Source organism: Pseudanabaena sp. lw0831, assembly GCF_016584665.1.
GTDB lineage: Bacteria > Cyanobacteriota > Cyanobacteriia > Pseudanabaenales > Pseudanabaenaceae > Pseudanabaena.
On the sequence record NZ_BBJB01000118.1, the window covers coordinates 1 to 14693 of the forward strand.

A 14693-nucleotide genomic window follows, 5' to 3' on the forward strand; every position below is an offset into this window, starting at 1 on the left:
CGCCGCAACTCTCTTTTGGGTTTTGTTTTTGTCCTAACATAAGTGTCTATAGCTATATCACCTAAAAATTATGGATCAAAACAATCAATTCGATAAATCTGATAAATCGCAAATTATGACGATCGCTCAAAAGTTCTCTGCTCAAAAACAAGTTGCTGACATTCAACCATTTGGCAGTGGCAATATTAACGATACTTTTTTAGTTTCTTTGCAAGAAGAATCTGCTCAATCTTTTATTTTACAGCGTATAAACACGAAGGTTTTTCGCGAACCAAAGTTAGTAATGCAAAATATGCGAACCTATGCGAATCATGTACGCGATCGCATTCAAGACTCGCCACTAGATAGGCGATGGGAGATCCCGCAAGTATTGCAAACTGATCGAGGTCAAGACTATTGGCAAACTGAAAGTGGAGAGTTTTGGCGATCGCTTAGTTTCATTGCAGATTCGCAATCTTTTGATGTGATGGAAAGTATTGAGCAAGTGCGAGAAGTTGGCTATGCGTTGGGAACGTTCCATCATTTGACTAGCGATCTAGTGCCAGAGAGATTAGCGGATACTTTGGAGGGTTTTCATATTACGCCGCGCTATTTTTGCCAGTATGAGGAAGCTCTTGCAAGAAGCAATTTTAAGCGATCGCCTGAAGTCGATTATTGCCTGAAATTTGCAAGAGATCGTCAAGGCTTAGCACATATTTTAGAAGAGGCGAAAGCGGCGGGGAAATTACCATTGCGGACAATGCATGGCGATCCCAAGGTGAATAATATTTTGTTTGATCGACAGACGAAACTAGCAGTGAGTGTAATTGATCTTGATACTGTAAAATTTGGATTAGTGCATTATGACATTGGTGATTGTCTGCGATCGGGATGTAATCCTGCTGGTGAAGAGACTGAGCAATGGCAGGAAGTTGAGTTCGATACGGAACTCTGTCAGGGGATTTTGCAGGGATATCTCTCAACGGCGCGATCTTTTCTTACAGAATATGATTATGCTTATATTTATGATGCAGTTCGCGTGATTACCTTTGAGTTAGGGTTGCGCTTTTTTACCGATTATTTAGCTGGAAGCATCTACTTTAATGTTAAATATCCTGAACATAATCTATTACGATCGCTTGTCCAGTTTCGTCTAGTGGAGAGCATCGAATCTCAACAGTCAGCTATCAATAAAATCATTAAAGATATAAGATGAAGACATTGCAAAGCAATGTCTTCATCGTCGCAAACATATATGGAATCACCACAACAAATTCTAGAATTTCTTGATCGCCGTTTTGATGCGATTGATATGCCTTGTTTTGGCAATATGAATATTGACTATATTTCTTCCAGATTACTTGCTTTTCGAGATGATAGCCGATGGTTAATTCTATTTAACTCGATTGCTTGGTGGCCATCGGGCGAAGGATTAGTGACTATATTGGAATGCGTTGGTAACTGCGTACAAGGGAAACAAGGATTTGATAGCGATCGCTCTCTAATTACAGGACGCATTAAATACGATGAAATGCCCAATGACTATCATGTAACTGTTCGTGGTAAGAGCATTCCTTTATCAGAGTTGAATATTATTTCGCATCCAGATTTATTTTCTGAGCATGAGCTAAATATTGCGATCGCATTATTAGAAGACTATCGTGAAGAGTTACTTGCTAATCGAGAAGAATATGGAAAGTTTATCCCCGATGGATTGACTGAGGTTTTAGCCCTTGATGAATGGCATCATCCAAATTGGGATTGTCTACCGAGCCAGACGGAGAGCTTCCCTCTGATTGCTAAAGTTCTATTCACAGGTAATCCTAATTTGTATAAACCGCTAACAAATCCCAATACTGACTGGAGATTTTGGTTCCCAAAATAACAAACGAGTGGCGGTGCTTTGCGCCGCCACTCGTTTGTTACAGCAATTTTCGACCAAACTAACCAGAATAAATTTTTTGAAAGTGTTGCTTTGCAACACTTTCAAAAAATTTATTCTGCACAGGTACTTATTGTTCCGCAATATTATCAATTTTTTCGCGGATTGATAGCTGGACTAGAGCGCGAATGAGCGAAAATCCACAGAAAAAAGAACCTATAAATGCAGCGATCGCCCAGCCAGTGTAAGCCGTCGTACCGACTAATAGTACGGCTCCAGCTAGGGCAAAGAAACCCGTTAAGCAGGCATAGATTAGAGCTTTAACCGCAATGTTAATCCGTTTGAGGGTGCGATCGCTTTCGGAAGACTTGACCTGAATCATCAACTCACCGCGCTCGATCCTCTCTTCCAACCGTTCAAGCAAAATCTCCATGCGACTAGGCTTATTAAGTTGATAAACCAGAAAATCCTTCGCTTGTTGCGCCAAGGCTCCCAAGGTATTTCCCCGACCTTTGGTTAAGACAATGCTTTTCACAAATGGTTGGGCAGCCGTAGTGAAGTTATATTCTGGGTCGAGAATTCTAGCAATGCCATCAAGGGTGGTTAGGGACTTGAGCAAATAGGTCATTTTTGGAGGTAAGCGGAAAGGTTGTTTCTCAAAGATGGCGACCACTTCCCCTTTAATCTGCTCAAACTCATGAACATTTACAGGTCTTTCGGTGAAACGATCCAAAACAAATTTTAACATGCGTTTGATCGGACTCATATCAGCAACTGGTTCGATGAAACCCATGCTCATTAAAGTGTCAACGACTTCATTTGTGTCTTTACGCAACACAGCAAAGAAGGTTTTCACCATTTGATCCTTTGCCATGGTTTTGACCTCTGCCATCATGCCATAGTCGTAGAAAATTAAGCTTCCACTAGGGCTAACTGCTAAATTTCCAGGGTGCGGATCGGCGTGAAAGAATCCATCTTGAAGCAGTTGTTTGAGATAGCAACAAATTCCTAATTGATTAATTTCTTTGGGATTTAATCCACAGGCTTCAAGGGCTTGGCGATCGTCAATTTTAATGCCAGGCACATATTCCAAAGTCAAAACCATCGAGGTGGAGTATTCCCAATAAATTTTTGGTACAACTATGCGTGGATAGCCTTCAAAATTTTTGCGGAAGCGATCGGCATTACTTCCTTCGATCGCATAGTCAATTTCTTGATAGAGGATCGTAAAAAATTCTTCAAAGATACCTTCGAGATTATATCTGCGCGTCCAAGCAAAATAGCGCCGAAAGACCTTGAGGAGTTTGCCAACAGTGAGCAAATCTAGATCGAATAGCTTTCTTAAACCAGGACGTTGCACCTTGACAACAACTTCTTCGCCAGTATGTAGCGTGGCGCGATGCACTTGTCCAAGACTGGCTGCTGCTAACGGAATCTCATCAAAATCTCGGTAAATGGTGTAAAGAGATTTACCGAGTTCGAGTTCGATGATGTCCCTAGCTTCCTTGACGCTAAAAGCAGGCACTTTATCTTGGAGTTGCGCCAAATTAACAATGTATTCGGGCGGCAATAAATCAACCCGCGTTGACAGTGATTGACCAACTTTGATAAATGTCGGACCTAGTTCGAGCATATTGCGGACTAGCCATTCGGCTCTTTTGCTGCGAGTACTAGATGTTTCGTTTTTCCAAAACTTATCCCACCAGATAAAAAACAGAAATGTAAATGAAGCTAAAAACACCTCGCGTTGGCGGGCAAATGAAGAAATTTTGTTTCTCTGCCAGCGTAGCTTTTTGTATGGTAATTGGGCGATCGCAGACATATTTTGCTAATAGTAGCTATGCCAACTAGCATTGCTAAGTTTATATTACCCAAATTAATGCCGAAAATGTAGTGGGGATCGCAAAGCAATCTTTTACATCAAATCCAATTTAGGGAGTTTCAGTACCGTAGTCGCTGAAACTCCCTAAATTGGGTTCATAAGTAGAATTGCTGGCACTCTTCTCAAAATACAGCAAAAATGGCAAGACTTTGCTATGGTTATGTGTATTGGCTATCGCCAAAGACCTCATGCGTATTCAAGCCTTGAGGCTAAAACTTTATATCTGTTCAAATCAGTCCTAGAGGTAACCTAATGGGTGAAATCACCAGAGATGAGATCCGCGAACGTTTAGGCAATATCGATCAAATTCGCGATATCATTTTCGGCGCACATTTGCGCGAATACACGAGTCGGCTAGATAAGGCAGAGTCGGATATTTCCGCTATGCAGCAAGATGTCCGCGATCGCCTTAGCGACTTAAAATCAGTTTTAGCAAGTGAGTTACGAGCTGCGGTTGAGTCCATTGATAAGCGACTAAAATCGATTAGTGCATCAACTCAAGAAGAAGCCGCTGACCTTCGTCAACAGTTTGAGCGCATCAACCGTAAGTTTACAAGTAGTATTGAAACCCTTGATGAGACTGTTGAGGCTCAACGGGTATCGTTGCGGGAAGAACTCGCTCAAACTAGAGATAATTTGCAAAATGATAATCGTGAATTGCGATCGCTAGTTTTTGAAGAGCTAGACCGTCATTTCTCGATTCTTCGTGAAGACAAACTCTCTAAGGACGATATGGCTGAGTTGCTATTTGAGCTAGGTATGAGACTCAAAGGTTCTGAGTTTGTGCCTGAACTGCGCGAAGCAGCTGAAGAAAAGGTCGAAGAGAAGTACGAGCGAGTCAACATACTTGATTCTGAGCCAAAAACCGAACGATCGACTGCATCTAGCACTGACACTGTCAGTACTTCCACTAGATCCACAGCGCGAGCTACTAAAGCTAAGACATAGATTCAAAACTACAGCACTTTGTGCTGAAACCCAAACCAATAAAGTTTTTTGAAATTGCTGCAAAGCAGTAATTTTAAAAAACTTTAGGACTTACGCATTAACCATGATTCGTAGAGGCAATTCATGAACTGCCCCTACGATGTAATAAGGTTTTCAAGGCGTTTTGCGTAAGTCCTAAAATTTATTGAATTTCGTTTATAAAACAAGAGGCTTATGCCTCTTGTTTCTTCATATTTGCTATAGTACAAAACATTGTCATTACGCTAAATATTATGTCGGAGCGAAAGGGTGATTCTCAAAATAATTCTATCAGCGATGTTGAGAAGTTTTTGCTCCTGCTCTCTGAGCTAAATATTATTGATTCTGAAAAGTCTAAGATCTCCCAAAAGCAACAACAGAAAGATAATGCAAGCCTGTTAAATATTGACAATAAATACCATAAAAATGGAGAACTTCAGCCTAGATTGAGATTGGTAGAAATCGAACAGAACTTATCGGTTAAACCAAGACAAAAAACTTCTGACGAAGAAGTTTTAGATATAGCGCGATCGCCTTCCGTATACCCTTTTCCCAATCTGTTAGATGAGTTACCATTTTTAAGAGATATTCAGCCTGCTAATCTAAATGGGTTTGATCAGAATCACGATCAAGATCGATATCATGAAAATTTAAATCTCTCCAATCATAGTGACGATGCAATCTCAGAAAAAATCGAATCTTCAAAAATAGAAGAAATAGAGACTGTAAATCTGATCCAAGAGCTTCTTTTCGGCAGTGAAAAAGTCCAAATAGCATCGCCTCAGATTCCTCAAATAGTGCCACTCCCAGATCCTCAGAAAACATCTCAGCCCATTATTCAATCACCTTCTCAAGCGATTTCTCAGATCCCATCTCCATATGTTACGCCTCCCCAATCAAATTCACAAAGCACCTATTTAGAGGGATTGTCAGAGGAGGATGATAAAGCAATTCATATGTTACAGGATATTCTGGTTGTTCCAGAGCTAGAAGATTTGCGAAACTTCAAAATTGCAGTTGAGCAAAAGCTCGGAATTGTCGAAAGTCAGGTTAATAATCCTGCAATCATGAACAAAATTGAGGGATTGGAAAGTTTACTGCAAAATGCTTCTCGCCGACTTTCAGCAATGGACGATGAAAAGAGCAATATCCCGATGGAGATTGACAAGGTTAGCGATCGCGTTGCTCAGTTAGAAAATCAAATTAATGAACCAGCAGAATTAGTTCAGCTTTTGTTGCCAATTATTGCTGAGCTGCTCAGTCTCAAAGCCGATCAAGCCAGAGAGGAGATGTGTCAGGCGATTACACCAATTATTGCTGAGGTAATCTTTGAGCGATCGCAACTAGATCGAGTGTCAATGAGCCATGCGATCGCCGATCTATTACCGAATGCGATTAGTGAACAAATCCGTAATAACCCTGCGCAAATTGCTAAAGCGCTGGGTCCAGAAGTTGGTGCAGCAATTCGCGAACAAATTCGGCTCGATCGCGATGAAATCGTTGATGCTCTTGCGCCAGAAATGGGAGCTGCTATTAAGCAACAGATCGTGCTCGAACGTGATGCAATGGTTGATGCGCTCTATCCAGTAATTGGGAATACGATCGCTAAATATTTTGCTGAAGCAATCCGCTCCATCAACCAAAAAGTCGAACAAACATTTAGTGTAGAAGGTGTACAGCGAAAATTTCGCGCAAAAATGCAAGGTGTGTCTGAAGCTGAGTTAATCCTCAAAGAATCCGTTCCCTTTGAAATTCAAGCCATATTTCTAATCCATAATCTGTCGGGATTAGTAATGATCGACATCCAAAAAAGCGATCTTGATTCTTTAACCGATCCCATTGACTCAGATATGCTAGCAGGTATGTTGACAGCGATTCGCAGCTTTGCTAACGAATGTATGTCCAGAGCGGAAAGCACAACTGAACTTGATGCGATTAACTATAGTGGCTCCAAAATATTGCTGGAAGTTGCAGGATATTGCTATCTCGCAGTGATAATTCGTGGAGAACCTGACGCTGCTTTGGTAACCAAAATTCGCGATGTATTTGGTCGGATTGTGCAAGTCTATGGCGATGGCTTCAAAGAATTTGACGGCGATCCCAGTACGGTTCCAATGGAGGCTGAAATTGAACTCAAGACCTTAATGGAATTTGAGCAGGCTAAAAAATCAAAACAATCACCCAAAACTTTGATTTTCATGAGTTTAGCCATATTTGCCCTGATTTTTGTGCCAATAGGGATTTTTCAATATCAAGCTAATCGAGATCGCCAACTTGAAGCTAAAGTTTTAGAAGCCTTCGCCAGTACGCCCGAACTTGCCGTCTATCGGCTTAATGTTAATGCCGATGGCGATCGCCTTAAATTAACTGGTAAATTACCAAATCAATATTTACGCGATCGCGCCCTCCAAGTGGCGATCGTATCTACAAAATCAGAAATAGCCAACAGTAAAATTAACAATAATATTTATACTGTTAACATGCCGCCCGATCCCGAACTCGTAGCGATCGAAGTCCAGCGACTTACTAAAGCACTAAATTATACTCAGGGGGTAAACATTCAGAGCCAATTTAAAGATGGGCAAGTAACTATTACAGGACAGATTGAACAGCCGAGCATGATTCCAAAAATTACGCAAGCATTCACTCAAATTGCAGGCATTACTATAGTTAGCAATGGGGCAACAATCTTGACACCGAAGTTGTCAACGCGCATTTACTTTCCTCTGTGGGTGACAACCTTAGAACCAACCGACACCGAAAAGCTAATAGAAGTTCAGTCTTTTCTAGATCTTTATCCAGATTACAATATTAAGATTTTTGTCAAAAATGATAACATTGGAGATCGTGCGATCAACTCCCAGCTAGGAATGAAACGCGCTCAAACGGTTCGAGATGCCTTACTACAAAGAGGCGTAAATGCTAAACGCTTGCATATTTCTGGGATAATAGATATATCTATTCAGCAACCCTCTGACCAAATGTTAAGGTGGGTAGAGTTTCAACCGATTTTAAAGTCAATGTCCGTATCTAATTAAATGCATTCTCCTGCCAAAGTAATTTCTCAAAAAATATGTCTTATCGGTGATTTTGGCGTTGGGAAAACCAGCCTAATCCGTCAGTTTGTTGATCGGCAATTTAGTGATAAATACTTGTCAACAGTTGGTGTAAAGATATCTCGCAAATTAGTGTCTATTAACAACTTGTCAGATAATACTCCAATAGAACTAAAGCAATTACAATTAATTATCTGGGATATTGAAGGGAGTACAAGATTTAAGGCGATCGCTCCTAGCTATTTACAAGGAGCAAAGGGAACGCTAATAGTTGGGGATGTAACAAGGCAATCAAGTATGCAAAGCCTCAAAGATCATGTGCAACTTTTTCAATCAATTAATCCTACATCTAGTTTGATTGTTGTCTTAAATAAAATTGATTTAATCGAAAGTAATGAAAGAGAAAATATATTGCAATCTATCCCAACTGAATTTACTAGCCTCAACATATCTATACATACCACATCAGCTAAAACAGGTGAAGGTGTTGATGAAACATTCCAAAAACTAGCGCGCCAAATGCTAATGCTAGAATAATATTCTCTAACAATTCGGTATCCTTTTATATCAGGAGATGCTATGAAACAGTCACAACTTCTCAAAAAACTTCTTACTGCTTCAGAGCGATCATTCATTATGATTGATCGCCAGTTTTTGATCACTGATAGTTCCTACGGAGCCGAAAGATTTTCTGAATATCCCTACGAGTCCTTGTTAAATAAAGATATTCGACATGCATTTCCAGAAACAATTGGATTAGAAGAATCTTTTAATAATATTTGGCACAACCAACTTACAAGTTTTGAAATTAAAGGAGTATCTCGTTCGGCAAGCCATCAAAACCCTCTCTACTTTAACTTCTATATAATTGGGACAAATGAGTTAGAAGAGGAAGACAAAAATATTATGATCTGTATTGAAGATGCTACAGATATGATGATCATGTCTCAGGCATTGATGCAAAGAGCGAATGAGTCTGAGCTACTCGCTAATGCTTTACTAAGGTCAAATGAATATATTGATAAAATTATTTCTGCGATGGCGGATGCGTTGATCGTCACCGATCATCAAGGGCTAATTAAAACTGTAAATCATGCAGCAATCAATTTGTTTGGTTATACTCAGGAAGAGCTAGTTGATTGGTCGATCGCTTCATTATTTAAAAATCCAAATCAACTAGATCTAATTCATCATAATTATCTTGAAAATCAATCAGCTAATGAACAATCTCTAGATAGCGAACCCTATTTTATAAATATTGAAATATTATGTCTGTCAAAAAATAAAGAAGAGGTTTTGATCGCATTTTCTTGCTCAACTATACAGAATCAACAAATCGAATATAATACTGAACCAAATAATAGACCAAATAATAGTTTTGTTTATGTTGGTCGTGATGTTACAGAACTAAAGCGTAAAGAACAAGAGTTATTAGCTGCCAGACAATTTGCCGAGCAATCTGCCAAAGAAAAAAGTATTTTCTTGGCAAATATGAGTCATGAAATTCGCACTCCCATGAATGGTGTTTTGGGAATGACTGATCTATTGCTTGGAACATCTCTGGACGACCGCCAGCAGGATTTTGTAGAAAATATTCGACTGAGCGGAAATCTATTACTGAGTTTGATTAATCGTATTTTGGATTTATCAAAATTAGAAGAAGGGGAATTGAAATTAGAAAATTTGCCATTTAATTTAGAGCAATGTGTAGAAGAAATTCTTGAACTTTTCGCATTGCAAGCGCATAATCAGGGATTGGAACTCAATGCCTGTTTTGAAGAAGGTTTGCCTAATTTTCTAATGGCAGATACAGTTAGATTTCGGCAAATCCTGATGAATTTAATTGGTAATGCCATTAAGTTTACTGCCGGAGGTGAGATCATTGTGCGAGTTGAACACGATCGCGCTTTTGAGCAGACTTTAACAATTTCACAAACTCAAATCTATTTACGGTTCTCTGTTATCGATACAGGTATTGGCATTGATATCACCAATCAGGACAAACTTTTTAAACCATTTTCGCAAGTTGATACTTCCACGAATCGTCGTTTTGGGGGGACTGGATTAGGATTAGCGATTAGTCGCCAGTTGGTAGAGCTAATGCAAGGAGAGGTCGGTGTATCTAGTCCAGTTGCAGATGGAAAAGGTACTTGTTTTTGGTTCAGAATTCCTTTTACTCTCCAGCCAACCCAATCTTTGGATTATGATTCCCAAGCTTTAAGTAATCGAAATATCCTAGTAATTGATGCAAATCAACATTCTCGTTATGCAATTCGTCATTACCTCACTAAACTAGGTGCAGAAATTTATGAAGCATCTAATATTATTGAAGCGATCGCTTATTTAGACTCAAAAGAGCAAGTTGATGTGGCATTAATCGATTGGAGTTTAACAGGTTTTAATGGATCTGGATTAGCTAAACAAATTCATGGGAGCGAGAAATTTGCTGACTTACCCCTTATTGCGATGTTGACTGCAAATCGCCAAGGTGAAATCGAAACAGTCATTAATCAGGGCTTTTACGGATATGTGACAAAACCTTTTAAAAAGCAACGACTATTAAAATCTGTATGTTTATCTTTGGGAATTGACCTTCCTGCTTTTGTGAATGATTCTCTCTCTTCTAGTCCAGTTGTTCCTAGTCTTCGCCGTAATCCCAAAGAGAATGGGGGCTTAGAAAAGTTGAAAAACTTAAAAGTTCTATTGGCAGAAGACAATATTGTTAATCAGAAAGTTATAATGACGTACCTATCGCAACTGGGCTGTCAAGCAGACTTAGCTGAGAATGGCGAACAGGTATTGCAGTTAATGCAGACTAAAGATTACGACATTGTTTTAATGGATTGTCAGATGCCCTTATTGGATGGATATGAGACTACTGAGACCATCCGCCAACTCGAAGCTACTGCTGAATTATCTAACCATGTAGTGATCATCGCGATGACCGCTAATGCTTTTACAGAAGATCGCGATCGCTGTTTAGCCGTAGGAATGGATGATTTCCTGAGTAAACCGATCCGCAGGCAACAACTTAAGGAGACTCTGGAAACTTGGATCTCATAAATAAAATTTTTTATAGCGCGGCTTCAGCGCGCTATAAAGTTGTAAAAAAAGTTCTCATTTTAGGTGGCACTGGTGATGCTGTTAAACTTGCTGCGAGACTTGCCACTATTCCCGAAATAGAAGTAATTAGTTCTCTTGCAGGACGCACCAAAAAGCCATCTGCCCTAGTTGGGCAAGTTCGTATTGGCGGATTCGGTGGGGCAGAAGGATTAGCTAACTACTTGCAAGAAAATGCGATAGATTTCCTGATCGATGCAACTCATCCTTGTGCGGGACAAATAACGATGAATGGCGCGATCGCAGTCAAAGCAGCTAACATTCACCATCTCATGCTCGTTCGTCCACAATGGGAGAAAGTATCTGGCGATAATTGGATTGAAGTGGAAAGTGTAGCGGCGGCAGCCCAAGCAATTCCTGCATCTATAAATCGAGTGTTTATCACATCAGGTAGACAGCAACTAGAGCCATTTTTACAGCGATCGCAAATTTATCCAGAAACTTGGTATTTAATGCGCTCCATCGATCCTCCTGATATTGAATTACCTAATAGCGAAGTACTACTTGATCGCGGCCCATTTAGCTTAGAACAGGAACGGCAATTATTGCGAGACTATCAGATTCAAGCGATCGTTAGTAAGAATAGTGGTGGTGAGGCAACCTGCGCCAAAATTATCGCGGCAAGAGAATTAGGAATCCCGATAATCATGGTGCAACGTCCAGCCAGCCCTGAAGGCGAAAAGGTGACAGGTATCGAAGATGCGATCGCATGGCTGCTTGAATCAAGAATCAATTTTTAGTGGCGTAGCCGCGTCACTAAAAATTGATTCTTGATTTCAAGTTGTAACGAACCTGACGCTAGCTATAATTAGTGAAACTTAATTTTAAGAATAAGTGGTAGTCAGTTATGTTAGAACGAACTCAAAACCCAAAAGAGAGTTGCGGCGCTTTGCGCCGCAACTCTCTTTTGGGTTTTATGTCTTCACATAATTGGCGATCGCTAAAAATCCAAATTATAAAGGGATATAACGATTGACATGGGGCGATTAGGCGTTTTACTGCTGAACCTCGGTGGACCCGACAAACTAGAGGATGTCCGCCCATTTTTGTATAACTTATTTTCTGACCCAGAAATTATTCGCTTGCCTTCGCCATTACTGCAAGCACCTTTGGCATGGTTGATTTCTACCCTTCGCGCCAAAAAATCTCAGGAAAACTACAAAAAGATTGGTGGAGGCTCCCCCCTACGGCGGATCACCGAGGCTCAAGGACAAGCATTGCGATCGCAGCTTCAGCAGCAGACAGGTCACGATGTAAATGTCTATATCGGAATGCGTTACTGGAATCCCTTCACCGAAGAAGCGATCGCCCAAATCAAACGTGACAAAATCGAAGAATTAGTGGTTTTGCCTCTGTATCCCCAATTTTCAATCAGTACCACAGGCTCCAGCTTTAGATTACTAGATCGCATTTGGCAACGCGATCCAGAATTACAAAAAATTAAATATACAGTCGTGCCTTCTTGGTACGACAACGCAGGATATTTGCAAGCAATGGCAAATCTGATTGCCACCAAGCTCGATCAAGTTAAAAATCCTAGCGAAGCCTATATATTCTTTAGCGCCCACGGTGTACCTGTCAGCTACATCGAAGAAGCAGGCGATCCCTATCAAAAAGAGATCGAAACTTGCGCGGCTCTGATCATGCAAAAACTTAATCGCTCTAATCCCTATAAGCTCGCCTATCAAAGCCGCGTTGGTCCCGTCGAATGGTTACAACCATATACTGATGTTGCGATCGTAGAGCTTGCAGAGCAAGGCGTAAAAGAATTAGTCGTAGTACCCATCAGCTTTGTCTCTGAGCATATCGAAACCCTCGAAGAAATCGATATGGAATACCGTGAAATTGCTGAACATGCGGGTATTGAAACCTTTGCCAGAGTTTCTGCTCCTGATACTGACCCTACTTTTATTCAAGCCTTAGCTGATATTGTGACGAAAGCTTTAAGCGATCGCCCCATTGCCTTTGCTGAAACTATCCAGCCTCAAAAAAATACTAAACTCTATCCTCAAGAGCGTTGGGAATGGGGAATGACCCAATCTGCCGAAGTATGGAATGGTCGCTTAGCAATGATAGGTTTTCTGATCTTGTTACTAGAGCTATGGCTAGGACGAGGGCAAATTTTTCAATAAAAAAGGGAGACACGAAGTGTCGCCCTTTTTTATTGAAAAATTTAGATTAAATAGCAGTTTTTTTGTTACTTAACACTAATTTTTTTAATGCTACCAGTACCGTCTAGCTTGCCATTTGAGTGAAACCACTTATATTGCAAACTTTCACCCGAAGTTTTCTCTAAAGTCACGGTTCCATAGTTAACGCAGTTCTTTTTGCCATAGTCCAAGTTTTCAGATAGCTCTATAAATTGAGGACTAACGCGACGCAGTGTTAGCTTACCACCGCAAGAAAGTGATGGATAAGCAAATGTGCCAACGATAGAATTAGGTTCTCCTGATGTTAGTGCCATTAAAATAGACCATCCCGATCCATTGTTTTGAGAACCTCTACCTTCCCATACTCCTACATAAACAGAGGGTAAGTTTATAGACTGAGCATTCACTTCTGACTTGAGGTTATCAGAGAGTAAGGGCGCAAACAAGACTAAAAATCCAGTAGCTAAACTAATGGTTAAAATACGTAATCTAATCAGTTTATTTGGGAGCATTATAAACACCTTAAACTCTAATACAAGCTTTTAAGACCAAACTAGTAGTTTGCTAAAAGCTAACTAGCCGCTTTAGATTCACGACGAGACGAACTATTTTCTTTTGGTTCACCCTTGATCTTGGTGAGTAGTGAGTTCCAACCAAACTTAGTTAGAGCCACAAACCAGTTACCTTCTAGCTCACGGAACATTGCCATATTCATATGGAATGAAGCATTAGCTTCATCGACAATACGTTCAGCGGTGGCAGCATCTACAGGCAAGGTGTCAAGAGCTTCGCGATAGCGTTTTTTGAATTCGCCATGATTACGAATGTCGTCAAATTCATAGAATGCAGTACCATTATCATCCTGTAAGCCCATCGCCTCTTTAGCAATTTTCTTCAGGATCTGACCGCCAGAAAGATCGCCCATATAGCGAGTGTAAGCATGAGCAACTAGCAACACAGGATCATTAGCCGAGATTTCGCGGATACGAGCAAGATATTTTTCACAGGCAGGAGTAGGCTTAAACTCTTCGCGCCAATTGGCGCCGAAGTAGAACAGCATATCGAGTTCTAGACTCTTTTCGCGCCATAGTTCACGATAATAGAGCTTGCTAAGAACTGGATCATTTTTGTGGACTTCAAACTCAGCTTCGATCGCCTTATAAACAAAGTAAAGGTTTCCGACAAGTCTGCTGTAGGAGGTCTTGTCAACCACGCCTTTTAAAAAGCATTTGATAAAATCGGTACTCTCTGCTGCTGAATGAGATTTTTGTGTACCTACACGCAAGAGTGTCGCTAAACCTTGACTCATGGTTTCTCCTAAAGTTTTTTAATTATTTTTTAATTAGCGGTGATGTGATTGGTCATGCGAGACAGTGCTTTGCACTACTTAACATGAATTTAAAATTAGTAGTAAAAACAGCAATAAAAACGATTCAAGAAATATATTCTGGGATAAATTAATCCAAATAATTGCAGGTGAATCAAGAAACTGCGATCGCGGCTAGAACCTCAAAATCATCAGCATTTGACATAAGTTTCAATTATATAAGCCAAGCCATAGAAAAATTTCTAGTCTGTAACAAATTTTCATCTACCATCCCTCCCATATAATGTATCTAGGATCTCCTAATGAGTAGAAGAGCTAAGGTTCATCACAA

Annotated in this window: 11 protein-coding genes; 8 read left to right on the forward strand and 3 right to left on the reverse strand. The window is 40.3% G+C overall.

The genetic code is table 11. The features are described 5' to 3' along the window. Positions 1-70 precede the first annotated feature (70 nt). Positions 71-1195: a phosphotransferase enzyme family protein gene (locus tag APA_RS24630; protein WP_201324851.1), complete on the forward strand. Its 1125-nt coding sequence runs from the start codon at positions 71-73 to the stop codon at positions 1193-1195. 39 nt (positions 1196-1234) lie between these two features. Further along, the gene (locus APA_RS24635; RefSeq protein WP_201324852.1) at positions 1235-1864 is read left to right on the forward strand and encodes a hypothetical protein; all 630 of its coding nucleotides are present in this window, start codon (positions 1235-1237) and stop codon (positions 1862-1864) included. A gap of 127 nt (positions 1865-1991) precedes the next feature. On the opposite strand, the gene APA_RS24640 is transcribed toward APA_RS24635, so the two are convergent. After that, positions 1992-3683: an AarF/ABC1/UbiB kinase family protein gene (locus APA_RS24640; protein ID WP_201324853.1), complete on the reverse strand. Its 1692-nt coding sequence runs from the start codon at positions 3681-3683 to the stop codon at positions 1992-1994. Between the two features lie 312 nt (positions 3684-3995). On the opposite strand from APA_RS24640, the gene APA_RS24645 reads away from it, so the two are divergent. The 6 genes from APA_RS24645 to hemH all read left to right on the forward strand — a co-directional run bounded on the left by APA_RS24645 (position 3996) and on the right by hemH (position 13017). After that, positions 3996-4691 carry a hypothetical protein gene (locus APA_RS24645; protein ID WP_201324854.1) on the forward strand — a complete coding sequence of 232 codons (696 nt, stop codon included), beginning with the start codon at positions 3996-3998 and terminating at the stop codon, positions 4689-4691. A gap of 272 nt (positions 4692-4963) precedes the next feature. Beyond that, positions 4964-7747, forward strand: coding sequence for a BON domain-containing protein (locus APA_RS24650; protein ID WP_201324855.1), 2784 nt, complete (start codon positions 4964-4966; stop codon positions 7745-7747). Next, positions 7748-8302: a Rab family GTPase gene (locus APA_RS24655; protein WP_201324856.1), complete on the forward strand. Its 555-nt coding sequence runs from the start codon at positions 7748-7750 to the stop codon at positions 8300-8302. It abuts the gene before it with no gap. A 42-nt stretch (positions 8303-8344) separates the two neighbouring features. Then, positions 8345-10828 carry a response regulator gene (locus APA_RS24660; RefSeq protein WP_201324857.1) on the forward strand — a complete coding sequence of 828 codons (2484 nt, stop codon included), beginning with the start codon at positions 8345-8347 and terminating at the stop codon, positions 10826-10828. Next, on the forward strand, positions 10816-11625 hold the full coding sequence (locus APA_RS24665; RefSeq protein WP_236580060.1) for a cobalt-precorrin-6A reductase: 810 nt from the start codon (positions 10816-10818) through the stop codon (positions 11623-11625). Before APA_RS24660 ends, APA_RS24665 begins: the two co-directional genes overlap by 13 nt. Before the next feature lie 237 nt (positions 11626-11862). Continuing rightward, positions 11863-13017: a ferrochelatase gene (hemH, locus tag APA_RS24670; protein ID WP_201324858.1), complete on the forward strand. Its 1155-nt coding sequence runs from the start codon at positions 11863-11865 to the stop codon at positions 13015-13017. A gap of 65 nt (positions 13018-13082) precedes the next feature. Here the strand turns inward: hemH and APA_RS24675 are convergent, their stop codons facing one another. Together APA_RS24675 and APA_RS24680 are read right to left on the reverse strand one after the other, a co-directional pair. Further along, positions 13083-13547 (reverse strand): hypothetical protein, encoded by a 465-nt coding sequence (locus tag APA_RS24675; RefSeq protein WP_201324859.1) that lies wholly within the window; start codon positions 13545-13547, stop codon positions 13083-13085. A gap of 59 nt (positions 13548-13606) precedes the next feature. Then, entirely contained in the window at positions 13607-14344 is a 738-nt protein-coding gene (locus APA_RS24680; RefSeq protein ID WP_201324860.1) for a heme oxygenase (biliverdin-producing), read from the reverse strand. Positions 14345-14693 lie beyond the last annotated feature (349 nt).